18 protein-coding genes and 1 tRNA gene are annotated in these 20,594 nt (G+C 37.8%); 11 read left to right on the forward strand and 8 right to left on the reverse strand.

Annotated features, from left to right (window positions below):
* Positions 1-25 precede the first annotated feature (25 nt).
* Genes ABMA76_RS10105 through ABMA76_RS10115 form a run of 3 tightly spaced genes read right to left on the reverse strand, consistent with a single transcriptional unit; the run spans position 26 to position 5,309 of the window.
* The gene (locus ABMA76_RS10105) at positions 26-634 is read right to left on the reverse strand and encodes a TetR/AcrR family transcriptional regulator (protein WP_392912076.1); all 609 of its coding nucleotides are present in this window, start codon (positions 632-634) and stop codon (positions 26-28) included.
* Positions 634-3,828 carry an efflux RND transporter permease subunit gene (locus tag ABMA76_RS10110; RefSeq protein ID WP_392912079.1) on the reverse strand — a complete coding sequence of 1,065 codons (3,195 nt, stop codon included), beginning with the start codon at positions 3,826-3,828 and terminating at the stop codon, positions 634-636. Before ABMA76_RS10110 ends, ABMA76_RS10105 begins: the two co-directional genes overlap by 1 nt.
* Positions 3,825-5,309, reverse strand: a complete 1,485-nt coding sequence (locus ABMA76_RS10115) for a TolC family protein (RefSeq protein ID WP_392912081.1) — start codon at positions 5,307-5,309, stop codon at positions 3,825-3,827. The genes ABMA76_RS10110 and ABMA76_RS10115 overlap by 4 nt, the downstream gene beginning before the upstream one ends.
* A gap of 166 nt (positions 5,310-5,475) precedes the next feature.
* Between ABMA76_RS10115 and ABMA76_RS10120 the strand changes: the two genes are divergently transcribed.
* From ABMA76_RS10120 to ABMA76_RS10140, 5 genes are all read left to right on the forward strand, one after another.
* Complete coding sequence (locus tag ABMA76_RS10120) at positions 5,476-6,219, forward strand: YkgJ family cysteine cluster protein (protein WP_392912084.1); 744 nt, start codon at positions 5,476-5,478, stop codon at positions 6,217-6,219.
* Between the two features lie 12 nt (positions 6,220-6,231).
* A complete protein-coding gene (locus ABMA76_RS10125) occupies positions 6,232-6,873 on the forward strand; it encodes a class I SAM-dependent methyltransferase (RefSeq protein ID WP_392912086.1) in 642 nt (213 codons plus the stop codon).
* Positions 6,870-7,202, forward strand: coding sequence for an arsenate reductase family protein (locus ABMA76_RS10130; protein ID WP_021265763.1), 333 nt, complete (start codon positions 6,870-6,872; stop codon positions 7,200-7,202). The genes ABMA76_RS10125 and ABMA76_RS10130 overlap by 4 nt, the downstream gene beginning before the upstream one ends.
* A 3-nt stretch (positions 7,203-7,205) precedes the next feature.
* Positions 7,206-7,937, forward strand: coding sequence for a tRNA-uridine aminocarboxypropyltransferase (locus ABMA76_RS10135; protein ID WP_392912089.1), 732 nt, complete (start codon positions 7,206-7,208; stop codon positions 7,935-7,937).
* Between the two features lie 127 nt (positions 7,938-8,064).
* Positions 8,065-10,371, forward strand: coding sequence for a hypothetical protein (locus ABMA76_RS10140; RefSeq protein ID WP_392912091.1), 2,307 nt, complete (start codon positions 8,065-8,067; stop codon positions 10,369-10,371).
* 6 nt (positions 10,372-10,377) lie between these two features.
* On the opposite strand, the gene ABMA76_RS10145 is transcribed toward ABMA76_RS10140, so the two are convergent.
* From ABMA76_RS10145 to ABMA76_RS10155, 3 genes are all read right to left on the reverse strand, one after another.
* The gene (locus ABMA76_RS10145; protein WP_392912094.1) at positions 10,378-10,749 is read right to left on the reverse strand and encodes a hypothetical protein; all 372 of its coding nucleotides are present in this window, start codon (positions 10,747-10,749) and stop codon (positions 10,378-10,380) included.
* An 82-nt stretch (positions 10,750-10,831) separates the two neighbouring features.
* Positions 10,832-11,470 carry a hypothetical protein gene (locus ABMA76_RS10150; protein WP_392912096.1) on the reverse strand — a complete coding sequence of 213 codons (639 nt, stop codon included), beginning with the start codon at positions 11,468-11,470 and terminating at the stop codon, positions 10,832-10,834.
* Between the two features lie 18 nt (positions 11,471-11,488).
* Positions 11,489-11,565, reverse strand: a tRNA-Arg gene (locus tag ABMA76_RS10155).
* Between the two features lie 115 nt (positions 11,566-11,680).
* On the opposite strand from ABMA76_RS10155, the gene rsgA reads away from it, so the two are divergent.
* The 6 genes from rsgA to ABMA76_RS10185 all read left to right on the forward strand — a co-directional run bounded on the left by rsgA (position 11,681) and on the right by ABMA76_RS10185 (position 18,462).
* Complete coding sequence (gene rsgA, locus ABMA76_RS10160; RefSeq protein WP_392912098.1) at positions 11,681-12,667, forward strand: ribosome small subunit-dependent GTPase A; 987 nt, start codon at positions 11,681-11,683, stop codon at positions 12,665-12,667.
* Positions 12,668-12,800: 133 nt separating this feature from the next.
* Positions 12,801-13,262 (forward strand): PilZ domain-containing protein, encoded by a 462-nt coding sequence (locus ABMA76_RS10165; protein ID WP_021265844.1) that lies wholly within the window; start codon positions 12,801-12,803, stop codon positions 13,260-13,262.
* Between the two features lie 45 nt (positions 13,263-13,307).
* Positions 13,308-14,396: a hypothetical protein gene (locus ABMA76_RS10170; protein ID WP_392912100.1), complete on the forward strand. Its 1,089-nt coding sequence runs from the start codon at positions 13,308-13,310 to the stop codon at positions 14,394-14,396.
* A 19-nt stretch (positions 14,397-14,415) separates the two neighbouring features.
* Entirely contained in the window at positions 14,416-15,159 is a 744-nt protein-coding gene (locus ABMA76_RS10175) for a hypothetical protein (RefSeq protein ID WP_392912102.1), read from the forward strand.
* A 9-nt stretch (positions 15,160-15,168) separates the two neighbouring features.
* The gene (locus tag ABMA76_RS10180) at positions 15,169-15,708 is read left to right on the forward strand and encodes a peptidylprolyl isomerase (RefSeq protein WP_392912104.1); all 540 of its coding nucleotides are present in this window, start codon (positions 15,169-15,171) and stop codon (positions 15,706-15,708) included.
* Positions 15,709-15,981: 273 nt separating this feature from the next.
* Positions 15,982-18,462: a BspA family leucine-rich repeat surface protein gene (locus ABMA76_RS10185; protein ID WP_392912107.1), complete on the forward strand. Its 2,481-nt coding sequence runs from the start codon at positions 15,982-15,984 to the stop codon at positions 18,460-18,462.
* Here ABMA76_RS10185 and recJ read toward each other — a convergent pair.
* Entirely contained in the window at positions 18,459-20,180 is a 1,722-nt protein-coding gene (gene recJ / locus ABMA76_RS10190; RefSeq protein WP_392912109.1) for a single-stranded-DNA-specific exonuclease RecJ, read from the reverse strand. The two genes, ABMA76_RS10185 and recJ, sit on opposite strands and share 4 nt — an antisense overlap.
* 46 nt (positions 20,181-20,226) lie before the next feature.
* A complete protein-coding gene (locus tag ABMA76_RS10195; protein WP_021265840.1) occupies positions 20,227-20,472 on the reverse strand; it encodes a hypothetical protein in 246 nt (81 codons plus the stop codon).
* Positions 20,473-20,594: the final 122 nt, after the last annotated feature.

A 20,594-nucleotide genomic window follows, 5' to 3' on the forward strand; every position in this document is an offset into this window, starting at 1 on the left:
AATCCTTCTATGTGTCTGATCGGTTTTATCTAATAAAATTTAAAGTTGAACGCACATTTCTTCTAATAGACTCAATTTTTTCCTCTTCGGTGAAGTGGCAAATTTGTTCTTTCATGAGTTTGATAAAAGAAGATTGGGCAACAAGAGAGATAATAATAATATTATGCATGATATTTCTGGCGGCCCAGATGAGTTTTTCTTGATCACCAGTATAATCAATTTCTTTCTGAATCAGTTCCATTAAAACATGTGTTCCAGGAGGGCCCATTGGTTCTTCAAGGCATGTTGGAGGCATAATTGCTTCATCTAATGGTAGCGTATTCATAAGGAAGAGCTTCATCGAATTGAAGAATGTATTACTTTCATCCATGAAGTACTTGTAGATCTCAATGGCGAGGTCTTCTGTTGATGTAAGCTTACCTTTGATTTCATCTAATCTTTCACGCATGCGTAAAACATTTTCATTTAGAACTTCTGCATAAAGCCCGGCCTTTGACTTAAAGTGATAGTTTATGGCCGAAACGTTAGCATCTGCTTCTTTAGCGATGTCACGGATCGAAGTATTATCGTAACCACGGTCGGCAAAAAGCCGACTCGCAGTTGCTAAAATTATATCTCTTGTTGTCTTGCTCATTATGCTTCTACCTCTTGTGTATCAACAATTTCAGCAGATGACTCTTCATTACTCGATTGGGCAGTATTTCCTCTTTTGAAAATCTTATTTGAAATTTTATCTGTAAATTCCACAAAGTCTTCAATGATTGCATACGCGCAAGGGATGAATATTAGAGTCATAATTGTTCCTGATGTAAGACCCCATGCCATCGACATTGTCATAGGTACAAGCATTGCATCTGAACCGCCAATACCATATGCCGTTGGTAGAAGTCCTGATACAGTTGTTAAAGAAGTTACAAGAACCGCTCTTAAACGTAGCCCTGAAGCTTTTACAAGAATTTCATTTAAGCTTAATTTTCCTTCTGCTCTAAGCTCATCAATGAAGCTGATAAGAACAATCCCTGAGTTAACAATAATACCAGCAAGGCCAATGATCCCAATTAAGGCAAGGAAGCTGATTGGACGTGAACGATCAGGATATCCACTAAGAATCGGTGTTGCAAAGGCAATTGAGAAACCGATGAACCCGAGAGGGATTGTCATCATGATGATCATTGGACGTAGAAAACTCTTAAATAGGAAGACTAGAATCGCAAAGATTGCAATAACTGCAAGCACACCGGCTTGAGCTAATGATTCAAGGGACTCTTTCGTACTTTCTGCAGCTCCACCAAAGCGTAGTGAAACTCCTGGATACTTTGAAGATACCTTATCAAAAATTTGCTTAAGCTTTATGTTGGCCATGGCCGAAGTAGCGTTAATATTGTCAACAGATCCAATTAAAGTCTTAGAACGCTTGAAATCATAGCGCTTAACATTTGGCGTTCCATTTTCTTTACGAATCTTGGCAAGTGACTTAAGTGGAATAAGGTTACCGCGATTATCCATAACTTGAATATTAAGGATATCTGTTGGTTTTCCTCTTAGTGCTTTTTTGAAACGTACTTCTAGGTCGACATCTTTATTATCAAGAGTAACCGTACTTGCGATACTTCCCGCAATTGCAGCTCTAATTGCCGTACCAATTTGTGAAGCTGAAACACCTAATTGATCAGCACGAACGTAGTCGATATCAACGTAAACTTCTTCATCTCCGTAAACATCATCTGTCTTAAGGTCTAGAATACCGTCAATTTTTCCTAATTCACCTGAGATTTCTGCGATGATTGCATCAAGTTGTTCAAAGCTATTGGCCCTAAATGTTCCTTGAATATCTTCACCAACAGGAGGTCCGTTAACTTGAGATTCAAATGTTAATGACTCTAGCTCTGGGATTTTAATTTCACGTAGCTTTTTAAGCATTTGCGTTTCAGCAATATTGTATTTAGCGTAATCATTTACGTAAATGAATAGAAGTCCAACGTTATTACCTTCTTTATCTTTTGGATCAGAAAAACCGATAGCAGCTTTTCCGGCAAAACCTACGATATGCTTAGCTTGGTCACCAATCTTTTCTTTGATCTTGCGACTAACTTCAAGCATGTACTCTTCAGTCTTCTCAACTGGTGTTCCTCTTTTTGCTTCAAAACGAGAAAGGTAAATTTCTGTTTGATCTGCAGGGAAGAGAATAAACTTATTACCAACGGCCATGAAAACAAGAGAGCCAATGATAATACTTGTGAAGAAAAATGCAGAGATATAACGATGTTTAATCGCAACTTTCATAAGTGATTCAAATTTCGTTTGAAATTTTGTAAACCAATCGGCTTTCTTTTCTGCTCCAGTTTTCTTAGCGGAACCTGAGTACTTTGCAAGTCTCATTGGTAATAAGAAGAATGATTCAACTAGAGAAAGAATAAGAGACATTGTTACAATAATAGGAATGGCCATGATGAATTGCCCCATAATTCCTTTTGTTACAAGCATTGGAATAAAGGCAGCAATTGTTGTCATTGCCGTACCTGTAATTGGAAGCCACAGAGATTTAACACTCGAAAGGGCAGCTTCTTTAGCACTATATCCTTCTTCATTCATTAGACGTGTAAAGTTCTCACTGATAACAACACTATTATCAACAAGCATTCCTAGTGCAATTACTAGAGCTAGTACAGTCATGGCGTTTAATGTAAGACCGTAGTCAGGCATGAAACCAAGTGTTCCAAATACTGCAAGCGGTAGTGACATACTAGCAAGAAGTCCAATGCGTCCTGGAAGGAAGATGAATAAGAAGAAAATAACAAGAAGTAGACCTGAAACAGCGTTTGAAGCTAGTACTTCAAGTTTATTAACAACTTTAAGTTCTTCGTTATTATAGACGTAGAATTTATACTCAGGATATCGTTTTTCAAACTTTTCCATATGAGCTTTAATCTCTTCAACCATGGCAATAGTATCTTCACCTGATTTTTTCGAGATCGTAATAAGTGTTGCTTCTTCACCATTGTATGATGTGATTACTTTCTTCTCTTCCTTTCCATCAATTACTTGAGCAACATCTTCTAGGAAGATATTAGCTCCTGAAAAGTTTGAACGGATTAGAATATTTTTAAGTTCTTGAACATCTCTAACTTTCGCTTCAATACGAACAAGCTTTTGATCATCAACTGTTTTTAAAGTACCGCCAGGAACGTTTACATTTCTAAGGCGTAGTTTATTTAATACCTCGTCAATACCAATATGCTGTCTTTCAAGTTTTTGTAAATCGAGAATAATCTCAAATTTTCTCTTAGCGAAGCCATCAAGAGATACACCTTTAACGGCCTTAATGTCTTCAATATCTTCTTTTAGGATATCTGCAACCTCATCTCTTTCGCGAACGGTATTAGGGCCAACGAGTGCAATTTGATAGACTGGAATTTCATCCGAGTTAATCTCTTGAAAAAGGGGAGCATCTTGAAGGTCTTGCGGAAGATCTGATACTCGGTCAACAGCTTTTTGAAGGTCACTCATAACATCATCAACACTGTCGACATTATCCATATCGACACGAATGATAATTTTTGAAAGCCCTGCTTGTGAAGTTGACTTAACGTCCTTTACACCTGAAACAGTTCTGATTTCATCTTCAATTGGTTTTGTGATTTTGATTTCGATATCATTTGCAGAAGCACCATCATAAACTGTCGTTACAACAGCTGTTGCAAATGAAACGGTAGGGTATGACTCAGAGGTCATTTTATTAAGTCCCATTAATCCATAGATTAAAAGGAAAAACGTTACAACAATTGTAAACTTATGATTCTCTATAAAGAATTTCGATAATTGATTCATAGTTTCGCTCTTCTATTTAACTTACACGGAGTTTGGTTAAAAACTGTGAAGTAATTAATAATAGTTTCTATAACTTGATACTTTGTACTGATTTCATCGAGGTTTGAGTTAAGAAGCTGGTTCTCATCAATAAGTAAATCTTGTGATGTAACACGTGCTTGTTTAAATTTTCTCTTTGAGTCTTTCAAAGTATCTCTTAAATGAACTTCGTTTCTTTTTTGTGCTCTAATAACATTTTGTAGTGTTAATACCGATCTAAGAGTTTGGGCATGAAAAGCATCAAGCTTTCCTTTCACTTCTTGTGCTTGGGCAAGATTTTGACGTTTGATGATTTTGTCTTGAATCTCTCTTGTCTTATCTTTTTCCCCACCAATTGGCATTGTCCATTGGATACCAACTGAGAAGCGATTATCTCCATTGTCAGTCAACTCTTGAAAGCTATTTGAATAGCTATATTCTTTTCCAACAACTTCAAATTGAGTTGTTAGTTTTAGATCTGACTTATCATAGTTATTATTAACTTTTTGAGTAAGTTCTAGGTCTTTTTGAAGAAGGCCCAATACTTCATCATATTCTGTGTACTCAAGTGGTAGTGATGATGAATGCTGTGCAATTGTTTGTGTACATCCCATAACATCTTCAACTGTACGATCGAGGTTATATGCTGCTAGTTGAACCGTTTTTCCACCAAGCTTTTGAGGGAACAGAGATTTTAAAGTTTTTAAAAGTTCATTTCTTTCAAATTCTAAAAGATAGAGTTGTCCATTTCTTGCCTCTACTTGAGAGCTAATACGTGAAAGATCGCCCTTGTCTGCAATATTGCTGCGGTAACGTTTTCTTGTATCTTTTTCAAGCTCTTTCGTTGTTTTTAAAAGGGCCTTGGCAATCTTAGTCGACTCATTATTAGCAACGATCTTCCAATATAGCTTTCTTACTTCTTGAACAAAGGCATGAGAAGAAATCGTTCTTTGTCTTTTGGCAATTTCTTCTTGCACCATAAGGCTTGCATCTTGAGCTCTTGAAGTCGAACCTAGAAAATCCTTGTAGATATCTAGAGCTAGAAAAGCCCCTGCTGAAGAAGTTGTTCCATCTTTTACGAAGTTATTAGAGTATTGGTTTGTGTTAACCATGACTCCGTAAGAAAGTCCGTACTTTGAATTCTTACTTAGCTTCATTTGAAAGTCTGTAAGAGGTGAGGTTACTGGAATAAACTGAGCAAAAGATTTTTCTTTCGTTTCTTGATAATTAGCTTGAGTATCTAATTTAAAACCAAAGTTTTCATCATACTTTGCTCTCTCTTGCTTCTTAGCAAGTTCCTCTAAAGAGATTCTTAATTGGTTAAAGTTTTCTTCCTCGGCCCATTGAATGAGTTTATCTTCATTGAGCATAACGGGAAGGGAATTGGCCCAACTATACGATGTGCCAGTAATTAGTACCATGAGGACAGAGAATTTAAGTCCGTGGCGTAAGTACTTGTTCATAACTATATTACTCCCTTATATATTCAAACAATTGTTTGATTCAAACGCTTGTTTGAAATTTACTACAATTTGGTTTATGTGCCAAACACTTTTATGGCCGAATATATTCACTTTATAAATGAACATTGTTGCCTATCGCTAAGTCATAGTGACAAAGTAAGTTATAATGATAAGTGAGAGTAGGCTCTGTCAGGAGGTCGAGCTGAATTATCCACAAAGAGCACTTCAAACTTTTAAAAAGTACTCACAATTAAATGAGTTTAGAGAGTTCTATCTTACAGTCTTTAGTCGACTACAGAAAAGGTTAAACTCTGTTGAGAGGGCCCAGCTGACTCATGAACTTGTTGATCATTTTACTAATGAAGCCAAATCTGACCCCACTGCAGAGTCCATGATTTCTTGTCGTAAAGGCTGTTCGGCTTGCTGTCATACTCAGGTTTCGGTAAACCAAGATGAGGCGGAGCTTTTGGCCACTCGTATCTTAGAAGATGGAATCAGGATTGATATCGATTCACTGGCAAAACAATTGACTGCTGGAAATGACTCTGTTGCATGGTTTGCAATTCCTTATAAACAAAGAGGCTGTGTCTTCCTAGATGATAAGGGTGCATGTCGTATCTACTCAGATCGCCCAAGTGTTTGTCGTTCAAATTATGTCATAAGTGATGCCAGACATTGTGATACATCAAATGGGGAGTATAAGACGATTAGAATATTAAAAACGAGTAAGGCCGACTTTGTAACAATGGCCGCCTTTAATTTAAGCTCTAAAGGTGGAGCATTACCTTTAATGCTCGTTGAGTCTCTAAACAAATTAGGGGAACAAAAATTATCTAAATCAATGAAGAAGAACTTCAAAAAGAATAGCTTTAAAAGGCTAAAAGAGCTTTTCAATAGTAGTGTGATGTAATAAAAATACTTCATGCACTGTCCATTATGTCATAGTAACTCAATTCATTTGTATGCCAATACACTAGGTAGCGATTATTTTGAATGTAAGAATTGCTCTTATGTTTTTAAGGATCGTACTAAACTACTGGATAGTGTTGTGGAGAAGTCGCGCTATGATACTCATGAAAATAATAGTGAAGATCAGGGTTACGTTGATTTCTTAAATCGACTTATTTTACCGTTGAGTGAAAGACTATCTGAAAATAGTTATGGCCTAGATTTTGGTTGTGGCCCTGGGCCTACAATTTCTAAAGAGATGAAAAAACGTGGTCATCATGTTGAAGACTACGATATTTATTATGCCAACAAACCTGAATTATTAGAAAAGCAGTACGACTTTGTTACTTCAACAGAAGTTTGGGAACATTTTTACGAGCCAGAAAAAGATATCAAAAAATGTTGGGATCTTGTGAAACCAGGTGGACATTTAGGTGTGATGACATATTTTACACCGGAAGAAAAAGAGAAGTTCTCTAATTGGTGGTATCTTCGTGACGAGACGCATGTAGGTTTTTACAACGAAGCTGTCTTTCGCTATATTGCTAAAGAACTAGGGGCGAGCTTAGAGATCTTAAGTCGCCAAGTTGTTATTCTAAAAAAGGATTTATCATGAAAATTTACGGAATTAAAAACTGTGATACTGTAAAGAAAGCTCTTAAGTACCTTGAAGCGAAAGGTGCAACTTATGAGTTCATTGATTATAAGAAAACACCACCAACAAAAGATGATCTAAAGAGATGGGATGAGGCCTTTGGTGAACTTCCTGCAAATAAGCGCGGTCCAACTTTTAGAAAGATTAAAGAAGAATTTGAAGGTGCGACAAAAGCAAAACAAATCTCTCTTTTAATTGAAAATTCATCTGCAATCAAAAGACCTATTCTTGAAAAAGGGAAGAAGACTCTTAGAGGTTTCTCTCAAGAAGAGTGGGATCAGTTATTCTAATTTATGCTTAAAGATTTAAAAGATACAAATTCATATCGCATAAAGTGTATGGGCTGCTCTAGGCCCAAAACACTTTGTGTATGTGACCTGATTAAAACTTCTCAAATTCGCTCTAAGATTGTGATTCTAATTCACCCAATGGAAGCGAAGAAAGAGAAGCTTGGGACAGGTCGAATTACTCATACTGGATTAGCAAATAGTGAATTAATCATGGGGATTGATTTTACTAATGATAAGAAGGTAAATGATCTTTTAAATGATTCTAGATATTACCCAATGGTTCTATACCCTGGTGAGGACGCACTCAATATCTCAGCTCCTTCAAGTGAAGAAGTTGAGCTATTAAAGAATAAGATTCCTCTTATCTTTGTAATTGATGGAACTTGGCCATGTGCTAAGAAGATGATGAAGCTTTCAAAAAATATTAATCAGCTTCCTCGTATCTCTTTTTCGTCAGACAAGGAATCAGCATTTCTCATTAAGCATCAACCTCATAAGCAGGCCCTTTCAACTGTTGAGTCAGTTCATGTCTTAATCAAAGAGCTTGGAAAATATGGTGTCGAGGACCTTGATGGCAATGAAGATTCGATGATTGATGCTTTCAAGGCCATGGTTCAAAAGCAGATCGATATTGCCTCTGATCCTAATGTTCCAACGTATCGTGGACGTAAAATGGATAAGCAGAGAGTCGCACTTGTCAGAGAGAAGAAAAACCGCTCATTTATTCTCAAATAACCCATTTTTTTGGCATCTATTAATTTATCTAAGTGATTGATATTAAAGAGAATGCACTTAAGTTCCGGCTTTTTTAGGAACTCTTAAGGCCCTATAATAAAATATAAATTATTAAAGAGGGATTCTTATGAGAAGCTTAAACGTACTCAATAAATTATTAACAGCGACCATCATCTTTACGATGATCAATCTTAATATTGCCATCAATATCGAGCAGGCGCGCTTTAATATCACAGGCCAACAAGCGATGGCCCAAAGTACACTTCCAAAAGAAGATCGTTCAATGTCGGGGGACGGTTCATTCAAGTTAAAGAATGCTCAGGAGTCTGATAGTGATAGTATGGCCCGTAAGCGTCAGCAAAATAGTGGGACCTATACAAAAGAAAAAGCAAGTGGGGGATTACTTGGAATCTTTAGTAATCAACTTTTTGCACCTCTCATTTTGTTAACAATTGCATTCTTAGTCGCAAAGATCTGGCTTTTCTTTAAACCAAGTAAGCCTTATGACGTTTATGCTGCAGCTCTTGGCGCAGGTATTCTCTTATTAAATGAAGTCATGAGTGCGTTTAAGCAAAATGAGTCACTTAAAGATCGAAAGGATCGAATTGAATATGAAGGTCTTGATGAAGATGGGCAAATTGACGTTTCTCAAAAGCAAATGCTTGAAGAAGAGAAAGCAGCACTAGAGGAAATCAAGGGAACGGCCGAGAATAAGTCAAAATATCAAAAAGCCGCAGCCGCTGCATTTGCTGTAGCTTCAGGAATCGCATTTGTTCAAGGTAATGGTGAGCAAATTCAGGCTCAAGCATGTGCTGCAGCTGTTAATGCAAGAGCGAAAACTATTATGGCCTTAGAAGGTGGTGCAGCCGCATGTTTTAATACAACTGCAGCAGGCGCAAAAGCTCCAATGGTGGCATGTGAAGCTACTGCTGTTACAACTGAAAATATTGAAGCCTTAAAACTACAACCTGGAGAGTCGGCTACTCAATATACTCTCTTAACGGAGCTGATTACGACGAAAGAATCAAGTAAACAAACATGTACCCTAGGTGGTGATACTTACGCGGCTACTCAAATAAAAGAGTGTGAAGCAAAGATTAAGGCTACAACTAAAGCAGCCGCCGCAACAGGACCTGGTGCCGCAGCTGCAGCAGCACTTCTTGTTAAGTTAAATGCTGCCTATGCTACGATTCAAGCAGCTAATGGAGCACTCGTTGGGACAAAGGCTACTCTTGAGTCTGCATGTTTAATGCATACGAAAGAAACAGTGAAAAACTCAGGTCAATCTAAGGGGATTGAAACAGCAGCAGATGCAAAACCGAGTGCAAAAGCTGGTTTCTATGCGTCGATTCTTACACTACTTATAAATAAGGCACATGCTGGTTATGGAAACCTTATTGGGGCACTTGGTGGATTAATTGCTGCTTATAAATTACCAGTAGGAACAGCAATGGATACATTCATGCTTTCAAGTATTAAAAGAGGAACACTATGGCTTGCCATGAGTGGGACGTCTTTAGCTTCATCGAAAGCGATGGATCAGGAAGCAGATGCCATTCAAAAAAATATTGATAAGATTGATTCAATCTTAGCAAAATTTAGATCTGCTGATTCTGTAACAAGTGCACAAGCGAAGACACTTCAAAAGAAGACGACAATGTTAAGTGCTTATACGCCTCAACAAATTGGTGAGAAGTTTGAGTGTATTGGAGGTCTTCCTAAAATTGCCACAAATAATGGCTCTAAAGCGTGTCCAAATGCTAAGAAGTATATTGTTAGTGGAACAGATAAACTAAATGCTGCTGGATTTAAGATGCCGGATAGTTTAGTGGGATCACTTGTTAATGCTGCTAATGGTATTCAGGATACGACATCTGTATCTCCAACGACACAAGAGGCATTCGATGCTCTTGGATCATCTGCTAATGCTCTTAATAAGAAAGCAAATGCAGTAATGAAGAAGACGCTAGAAAGAGCGCAAAAGTTAAATAAGAAAAAACCTGTTGCTAAAAATTTACTAGCTTCATTTGGTAGAAAGTTTGGAAACTTAAATAAGAGAGCAGGTGGCTCAAGTGGTCTTATGTCAGCTCTTCCATATCTTTCACAACCAAACCAAGGTTCAAGCTTTGATGAGAATGAAGATGAAGAGGAATTACAAGATGGCCTAGCTGTTGATGCTAAAGGTGGAGAAGGTCTTGATGCGGCCGGTGCTGCTAATAATGGTGGATTTAAGTTTGACTTTGGTGAAAGTGATGCTGATCAATATGCACTTCATAAGAATTCTGAATTTGCAGCTAATGCAGACGCGGTTGCAGCAATGGAAGAAGATAGCGAAGGTGAGATTATTGAGGATTCAAATGTTGATATCTGGAAAGCAATCTCTGTTCGTTATAAGAAAACTGCTTACGATAGATTATTAAAGCGAATTGAATAAAGGAGACTAGAGGTCGATCTTTTTGATTCGCTTATCAATACCAAGATTCTTCTTACGATATTCTTCACCGAATCTCTTAGGACAATCAACTTCTTGATAAGAAAATAATTTTGTATCTTTGAAAAAGTAGTGTGGTTTCTTCCCTTGGTAAAACCATTGGGAATGGGACCACGAACTTACTTTTATTTCTGGCTCTTTGCTCTTTTGATTAATAACGACATCATCAATTTTGTAAATTGAGCTTGGAGAACGATTCTTTCCAGCATAGCGATTATCCACTTCCTCCACACATGTATCCACATCATAAGCAACATGATAGCTAGGTGAGCACGAGGCCAAGAAGGAAATTGAAAGTAGCGCTAGAGTGATTCGTTTCATGAAATACTTATCGTCAGCTCATGAAAATTCCTTTAACTGTCAAAGTTTTATTTAAGTAAATTTAGAGGTTTAGAGATTTAAATTAATTTAAATATCTTAAAAAAAGACCTAAAGCTAAATAAAAAGAGAAGTGAAAACCAAGAGATAGAAGGTAGCCACGGTAGAAATAAGAAATGAGATAGGCAAAGAGGAGCCCGCCTGCAATTGAAGGTAAAATGAAATAAAGGGCATCCATTCCAAATATATAAAATAGTGGCAAGTGAATGACAGCGAAGAAAATCCCAAAGTACTTCACACTATCTCTTCGATTATAAAATTTTAGATAGTGTTCAATTAATATATTAATTAGTAGCTGTTGAAAGATAATATCAGCAGACTTCGAAATAAAAACATTCCAATTAAAAAGTGGAAAGAGAATTTCTGAGTTGATGATTTCAAATTTCTTAATCATTGAAATAGGAAATAAGTAATTAATTGAAACGGCCATTGCTAAGAAAGCGATGCTCACAGTTAAGTAAGATCTAATATGCTCTTTAGAAATCTTTATTGAACTTGTGATGTAATTAAATACTAGGGCGCTAGCAATAAAGAAAGCAGACGTCGGGGCCCAGCCTGAATTGTAATCAATTCCGTATGGCTTAAACACAAGATTTATAATACCCATGATAAGCATCCAGAAGCTGCCCACGATAATTGTAAATTTAAGTGATTGTTGATTCATAGAAAGTCGTTGAGAAAATGGCGCACTCGTCAGGATTCGAACCTGAGACCGTCCGCTTAGAAGGCGGATGCTCTATCCAGCTGAGCTACGAGTGCGTACTTGGACTTTGTGTTCAGTTAAAATAATGGCACATGCCAGATTTGTCAATATAAGATGTAAAAATGTTGAAGAGATGGTAAAGTTTATAGAAAGTTTACACAGTGGAATTCTATGTCAGATAACGTACTAAAAGCTAAAATTATTCGCTCGCACCAGCGCGACTTCGATTGCCTCATCGACGAAACTAAAGAAGTAGTCAAGGCGACGGCGCTTGGTAACCTTCTCAAGAAGGGAGAAACCCTCGTTGTTGGCGATAATGTTTATTTAGATACGATAGCTGAAACAGGAGAGTTTATTATTAAAGAGGCCATGCCTCGTAAAAATGAAATCTTTCGAATTCTAGTGAGAACTTCAAAACGCAAGGTTACGGCCGCTAATTGTGACTACCTTGTGATCCTATCAAGTGCTGCAAGACCAAAGTTTAAGCGTGGTATTATCGATCGATTTCTCGTCCGTGCTTTCCAATGGGGAGTGGAGCCAATCGTAGTCTTCAATAAAATGGATCAATATGATCCTGATGAGTTTGATATTCAATACGAAGTTCTACGTCTTAAAGAATTAGGTGTTAAGTATTTTGAAATTTGCGCTCTAGATAAGGATTATGAGACCCAATACCTAAAGGGTGGAATGAATGAATTCAGAGATGCCCTTAAAGGCAAGACTGCTCTCTTTGTTGGCCAGTCTGGGGTAGGAAAGTCACAAACGATTTCCTGTCTCTCAGAAGGAGAAGTGGAGCTTAAGACGAAGCAAGTTGGAAAGGTAGGTAAGGGTTCACACACGACAACTTGGTCAGAAATTGTCGACCTTGGTGATTTCTATCTTATTGATTCTCCAGGGATTCGCTCTTTCTCTCTCGACGATATCGATCCAGATGATCTGATGGAACTTTTTCCTGATCTTGAAGAGATCGCTCGCCACTGTCAGTTCTCAAATTGTAACCACGGGCCCGAAAATCGAGGTTGTGCCTTCTATTCTGAGGAATATGATCCAGAAACTGAAGAAGGACTTATGGTTCACTCTAGGCTTGATAGCTACCAACTATTTCATTCCGAAATTTCTTCGACGCCATTTTGGCAGAAAAAGAAGAAATACCGTTAAGTTCATGATTTTACTAAGGTCTTAACAGTTGGACCTTCTTGCCTAGCGCAAGATTTATCTCTTATTTACCTCATGATTTATGCTCTTTTGACGATAAGTCAGACAGCTAAAATATCTGTAATAAGGGGTAATAATGTCTGATAACAAAGTAATTAACTTCCAAGCTAAGAGAGAAGAGAATATCGAGAAGAAGCGTAGAAGCTTTGAGCGTATTTGCTTTAATAACTTTATGGGAGCTTACTCGGTAATTGAGTCAGATGGTTATTCTTATGCAATCAATATGGTTGATATCTCTCATGATGGACTTTCGTTCAATGTACCATGGACAGATAAGACAGATGCAAAGCTTAAGGAAGGGGATGAGCTAAAGCTTAAATTCTACTTCACGAAAGGATCATATATCCCTGTTATCGTTAATATTCGTCACAGCGCACTAACTCAAGGTGCGGACGGTGTCACTTATATGCAATATGGTTGTGAATTCGACAAGTCGATGCACTCATTTAAGGCCATGGAGCAATTTATCAACTTCATTTATGCATTCTCTGAGTACTCAGTAGTGGATAATGGAGAGATGAAATCTCTTTTTATTTAATGGTATCTAATTGTCATTAAGCCTTTAAGCTTATAAGATCGGGCCATGAAAATCGCGATTTTAGGTAGTGATAAGCAGGCCCTTGCCGCTTATCGTTTTTTTGAAGACTTAGGTGTCCACGTTAAAATTATTGGTCAAATTCCAAGTGAATCTCTTGAAGGTTTTCGAGAAGTTGCCCATCGTAATGTGGAGGTGATTCGCGTTCATAAACGCTTTCTTGCACCGTCTTCTGTTTTAGAAAGTCGTTCTCGCGTAGCCGATACTTTCCGTGTTGTGTTTAAAGTCGATGCAACACCTGAAATTGAGCGCCAAAAATTAGAGAATCCAGAAATTTTTGAAAAACTTGGTAAGGATGTTCTTGATTCTCTAAAGAATTCAATCGAGTCCTTTGAGGACTTTGACTTCATTTGCTATTCAAATGAGTTAACTACGGCAAACCCAATGGGCGCCGCTCAAGTTCATGCTTTAAATGAACTCGCTCTCGCTGATGATGAAAGAATCACTTACCACAGTGAGCACGAGTCTTCTCTTTCAGATATTAAAGCAGCTAGAAACCTATGCTTAGTAGGTACTGGGGTTGAGAATCTTAAGCTTCTAAGCTTAATAAAAGATGACTATCTTAAAGATCTAACAAAGACTCTACAGATTATCACTTCTGAAGAAGTTCCATTTGGAAATCTAACTACAGCACAAGTTAAAGAATATAAAGATGAAATTTCTCAATTTAGTGACCTTTTAGCAAAGGATCGCCAGCAATTTGACGATGAGAAAAGAGAGTTCGAAGAAAAGATTATGCAGTGGAGAGCTCTTGAGCCACATATTAAGGCCAAGACTCCAACACCTGCTGAGCCAAAACCAAGGCTTATGATTTATAATAGCGCCGTTGTTTCTTCTGTTGATAAGCTTTTAGATCGTAAAGGTTTATTCGTAACGATCGAGGGAAGTGATCTTCTTGGTGGTGCTGAACAGCTTAAAACTCTTGCCTGTGACCGCATTTGTGTCGACCAAGGCGTGAGTGTTGAGTCTAGTAAAGTAAAGGGGCTAGCGAGTGATGAAGAGGGATTCTATCCTCTTCATGAGATGGCGTTAGAAGAAATTAAAGAAAATATGTTAAAATATTTTTCTAAGCAATAATTGAAAACTAGGTTTTATATTGAAACTAATTTATATCGTATTCATATTAGCACTTCTTTCTTGTACGACGGCCGTTGATCGTGAGTACAAAAGAGTACAAACAGATGAATACTACCGTGATTCAGGTGCTGCTGTTTATATGCTTCCAATTCTTCCGGAATGGAGAAATTATTCAGGGGAAGGGCAGTGTAAACGCACAAGTGACATGAGGTACTTAAATATTTTAAACCTTATGGATAGCTTTTCAATTGATCATCAAAGTGCTTCTCAAATTCAATTTGCTTTTAACCGCTTATATTCAGAACGTGCCCAAAATATGGAGAGGAGTCCAACTCTTAAAGAAGTTGAGCAAATCTTCTTTAGTGCTAACGACTTTGTTACGGCAACTGGTGGTTATCTAAAGCAGCCAAAGTTTTCGCGAGTTAATGTCATTTGGTTTGATAGTTACCGCGATAATATGGCCCAACTTAAGAAACTTATGTCTTCTAAGTCAATGCTAGAAGGAAGGCCTGTCTTTGTTTCTCTATGTCTTAAAGACACTGAATTAAAAGCTAAGCTTAAAGAAGCCAGTGTTAATTTTGAAGGTGCTTATTTTGTCGACTATCGCTATTTAACTTACTACACACCTAAGGGAGAGTTATCTTCAGAAGAAAATTTCTACTTAGATCAGTATTTGAGTACAAGTGTTAAGAGTCGTCGTGTTTATTCTCATAAGAAACGCCCAAATTTTATTAAGGGACGCTTTAAATATATCAATTATTAAGGAGTAATTATGTTCGGTTTTGGAACTAAGAAAGATGCCCACAAAGAGGATCTAGATCGCCTATACGCAAACTTTGAAACAAATATGGGAAATTTCAAAGTAGAACTTTATGCAAAAGAATGTCCAGAAACAGTATGGAACTTTGCTAACCTAATTGAAGGTAGACAAAAGACTCCTGCGAAAGAAGGGCCATATTATGATGGTCTAATCTTCCATAGAGTTATTGCTGGTTTCGTTATTCAAGGTGGATGCCCAGATGGAACAGGAATGGGTGGACCAGGATATAAATTTGAAGATGAGTGTCGTCCAGACCTTCGTCACGATGGAGCAGGGATTCTTTCAATGGCAAATGCAGGGCCAGGAACAAATGGATCTCAATTCTTTATCACTCTTGGGGCCACTCCACACTTAGATGGACGCCACACTGTTTTTGGTAAAGTTATCGAGGGGATGGATGTTGTTGAAAAGATCGGTGAAGTTCGCACTGGTATGCACGATCGTCCAATGCACGATATCGTCATGGAAAAAGTTACGATTGAAAGACCATAATTCATAATCAATTTGAAATATCGTAAAGGTAAAGGCCCAGTTTCTTGGGCCTTTTTTTTGGCAGTTTTTCTAAGCTCCATTACTTATTCTTTTAGTAATCAATTTTACCTTTTACTTTAAAAATATATCTTAGCTAATACTTACTAATGTAAGCATTTGATTTCTTAAGACAATTTTTTCTCTTTAGTGTTGGTAGGAGAATGACGATAAGATGTCCATAAAATCAGTGGTTTATACTGATCTTAGGTTTTCAACGGACTAAGGAGAACTCTGTTGCTAAGACAATTACTTATTATCTCTACATTTCTATTCATATTAGTCAGTTGTGGGAAAAAGCAAAGCGGTAACGTAAAGCTTAAGATGCACTCTGCTATTGCGGCCGCTGGTATTGATATGCCAGGTGGGATTGTTCTCTATGGCCATAATAATACGACAAGTGAAGACGTGGCCATTGAGTTTGGTGAGAACCAATCAAATATTATCTTAGAGTATGGTGAGTGGGATATCTTTGTCGTTGGTTGGAATGGGCCAAATACTGTTGAAGGTACAATGTATTGTGGAGGTGCTGCTCTAAATATTGACTCAAGTGAGGCAACACTCGAATTAACAATCTCAAATGATCTTTGTACAAATCCTGGAGCTAATGAACAGAAATTCATTACGGCCACAAATTACCTCAATCTCTCTTTAAATTCATGTATCAATTTAACTGGAGACTGCACTTCTAATGTGGGAAGTGTGCGCTCTTATTCAGTAAGTTTAATCACAAGTAAAAGCGATGCTGAGGGAAACCTCACTCCTTCAAGCCTTGATTCAATTTGCTATGACGTCTCTCTTGGAACAGGAGAAACTAGTGGTATTGCTATTCCATATGGTGACGCACCCTTAAGTAATTTCGATTTAAAAATTAATACCTTTGCTAGCACAGGCTGTAGCGGTGAAACCGAAGTCTTTCTTGTTGAAGACGGGCTAAGTAATTTTGCAAATGCTATTAGTTCAAGTGGAAGTGGTGAGGTTGCAGTAAGCAACACTGGATCAAGTATTGTGGTCTATACAAAGACTCCTTCTATTTCGTACACTGACTCATTTATCTCTATATGGGAATTCCCAGTGGCCAACCACACCCTTGATCTACCTCTTGCTGGTGGTTTTAATTATAACTTCACTGTGGACTGGGGAGATGGCAGTACGAGTACGGTAACATCCTTTTCTGACGCTAATAAGTCTCATACCTATACTGCTGCTGGGACGTATACCGTAACAATTCAAGGCTTAGTAGAAGCGATAAATTCTGCCTCAAATACTTCTGCTAATTATTTAATCGAAGTTCCAAACCTTGGGGATATGGGATGGCTGTCATTTTATAAAGCATTTTATTATTGTCAGAATTTAACGACAGTTTCTGGAGGGGATACTTCTTCTGTCACAAATATGAGTTCTATGTTTTCTGGAGCTGTTGTTGCAACCCCTGATACAAGTGGATGGGATACCTCTGCTGTCACAAGTATGGGTTATATGTTTAGTGAAGCTTCTACTGCCAATCCTGATACAAGTGGGTGGGATACTTCTTCTGTCACAAATATGATTGGTATGTTTCAAGGAGCTTCTGTTGCAACCCCTGATACAAATGGTTGGGATACATCGGCTGTTACAGATATGAGTAAAATGTTTCAAGGAGCTTCAGTTGCAAATCCTGATACCAGTGGGTGGGATACTTCTGCTGTCACAGATATGAGTGGTATGTTTTATAACGCTTATGTTGCAACCCCTGATACAAGTGGTTGGAATACCTCTGCTGTCACAGATATAAACGGTATGTTTCGTGGAGCTTCAGTTGCAAACCCTGATGTCAGCGGTTGGGATACCTCTTCTGTAACAGATATGAGTATAATGTTTTCTGGAGCTTCTGCTGCCAATCCTGATGTCAGTGGTTGGGATACTTCTTCTGTCACGGATATGCGTAATATGTTTGCTGGGTCTTCAGTTGCAAATCCTGATACAAGTGTATGGGATACCTCTGCTGTCACGGATATGAGTGGTATGTTTTATTATGCTTCAATAGCAAATCCTGATACCAGTGGTTGGGATACTTCTTCTGTCACGGATATGCGTAGTATGTTTTATTATGCTTCAATAGCAAGCCCAGATACTAGTGGGTGGGATACTTCTGCTGTCACGAATATGAGTAATATGTTTTATTATGCTTCAATAGCGAACCCAGATACAAGTGGGTGGGATACTTCTGCTGTTACCGATATGAGTTCTATGTTTTACCGGGCTAGTTACGCAATGCCTGAGACTGGTACATGGAATACTTCTTCAGTTACGAATATGAGTCGAATGTTTCAAAGTGCACATAATGCTAACCCTGATGTTAGTAATTGGGATACATCTTCTGTTACGAATATGACGTCGATGTTTTGGAATGCATTTGATGCTAGGCCTGATGTTACAAATTGGGATACGTCCTTAGTAACAGGGATGGAGTATATATTCAAAGAAACAAACTCTGATATTAACTTATCAAATTGGGATTTCTCAAATGTTACAGATATTGGAGAGGGGTTTAATGGTCTAAATTTAAGCTCAGCAAATTATACAAACCTTCTGATCAGTTTAGATGCAACGTTACCAGTTTCAACAACGACAGAGATTGATGTGGGGACGACGACGTATGATGCAGCAGCCGCTACGGCGAGAGCGAATCTTATTGCAAACGGATGGACTATTGTTGATGGTGGTCAGACGCCTTAGTTTAATTCAACTCGGTCAACCATCAGTTGAATATACTTATTTCCATTGAAGTAATTTAGAGCAAGAGTGAAGAAAACATCCATTTCGACACTTGGATCATTTTGGCGCTCAAATATTTCATTTGGTGTAAGCGCTCCCCACTTAGTCATATAATTAAAACTAATCCCTTTAAGATTAATTTTTTGATTTGTAATCGAAGTAAAATTCCATCTTACGTGAACATCTTTTAAAAGATCAAAACTCTTAAGCTTTGCACCTTTTAATTTAAAGATGGGCTTCGCATTACCCATTCCAAAGGGTTCGAGAGCATCAAGTCCTTTAAGAAGATTTGGATCAATTTCATCTGGCGTAATCTCAAGATCGTAAAACTCTTGCACTGTTCTTTCTATTAATGGAATGGCCTGAAGCTTTTCATTCATTGAGGCCTTGAATTTTTCAAGATTTTCAACTGGCATGGAAAGACCGGCCGCTGCCTTGTGACCTCCAAATTTTAAGAAAAGATCACGGTGCTCATCTAGAAGTTTATAAATATCAAGCTCGCCCGCAGATCTCGCAGATGCCTTAATAACACCTTCATCTTCAGCATCACTAAAAACAATAGCGGGAACTTTAAAAGTTTCAACAAGTTTTGAGGCAACAATTCCAATTACACCCTCATGAAAGTGTGGGGCATAAACAATGGCAATATCTAACTCACCGTCTCTCTTAAGCTCATCAATAACTTGTTCTTTGGCCTCTTCAAAAACTTCTCTTTGAATGGCCTTGCGTTCAGTATTACAATTAACAAGTTGATGGTAGTACTCACGAGCTTCGTTATAATCTTTTGAAATTAAAAGTTTTAGAGCAACCTCTGGGTGGTCAAGTCGACCTTTCGAATTAATTAGAGGGCCTACGTTAAAAGATAGTTTTTCACTTGGAATAATATCTTTTCCACGATCAGTTGGGTCAAAGAAGGCCTTAATCCCTTCGTATTGAGTATTCTTAATCAGTCTCATTCCATGACGAACAAGTTTCAAATTCATAGGGCTAAGTGGAGCAAGGTCACAAATAGTACCAATGGCCACATATTGAAGAAGATCGTAAACAGATGGAATTTCTTGTCCACGAGCTAATAGCTTCTTTCTAATCTCTACACAAATAGCAAAGGCAACACCAACTCCAGCAAGAGGCTTCATTGCTGAGTCAGCAGGCTCATCACGTCGAGAAGGGTTAACTACGGCAACTGCTTCAGGCATTGTTTCACGACCATCTTTGTGGTGGTCAGTGATAATAAGCTTTAGGCCTTTTTCTTTTGCATAAGCTGCAGCTTCAACATTTGAAATACCACAGTCAACCGTAATCATAAGATCAATGCCTTCTTCAATAGCGCGATCAATTGAACAATTGTGAAGTCCATAGCCTTCTACAAAGCGAGAAGGTTGAATAAGATCAACTTCTAAATTTAGCTTTTGAAAGAATTGGTAGAAGAGAGCACAAGACGTCGTTCCGTCTACATCGTAGTCTCCATAGATGGCGATCTTCTCGTTATTATCAATGGCCTTGATGATTTCATCCGCGGCAATATCAATATCAATAAGTTCACCAAAATTAGGCAATGCTTTTAGATCCCAAGAAAGAAATTCTTGAATTTCTTCAACGCCCATTCCTCTTTTTTGAAAGAGTCTTTGAACGACTGGATGTAAATTAAAATTCTGAGTTGCGTGTGTTGTGTTCTCCATTAGAGAACGATATCACGTTGGAACTTGATCGAGAATTAATAAAGTCTTACCAAAGTACGGTAATGCCTTTAATAATATCTTCTTCGTGCAGCTCGTTAACATCTGAAAACAATAGCTTAAAGTCAGAAGAGTTCTTTGCATGGACCTTATCAAAGTATTTTGTTGGTAAGAATGATTTCTTGCAGCTTTGGCATTTTTGAACTTCTGTTGCGGTATCGTGCACGTGGCCACAAACGTGACACTTTTTAATAATTCTTTTTTTAGCAACTTCCATATTAATTTCTTTCATCATTCTAACCTTAATTCCTTTAGATTTAGTACATACCTCTTCGAAAGATGGGTGAATAAGTTTAGAAAAATCGGCAATAATTACCGAAAAAAAGCAAAGGCCGAGTGTGTAACTCGGCCTTTGTC

Origin of the sequence: Halobacteriovorax sp. ZH5_bin.2 (assembly GCF_043196375.1) — a bacterium.
Taxonomy (GTDB): domain Bacteria; phylum Bdellovibrionota; class Bacteriovoracia; order Bacteriovoracales; family Bacteriovoracaceae; genus Halobacteriovorax_A.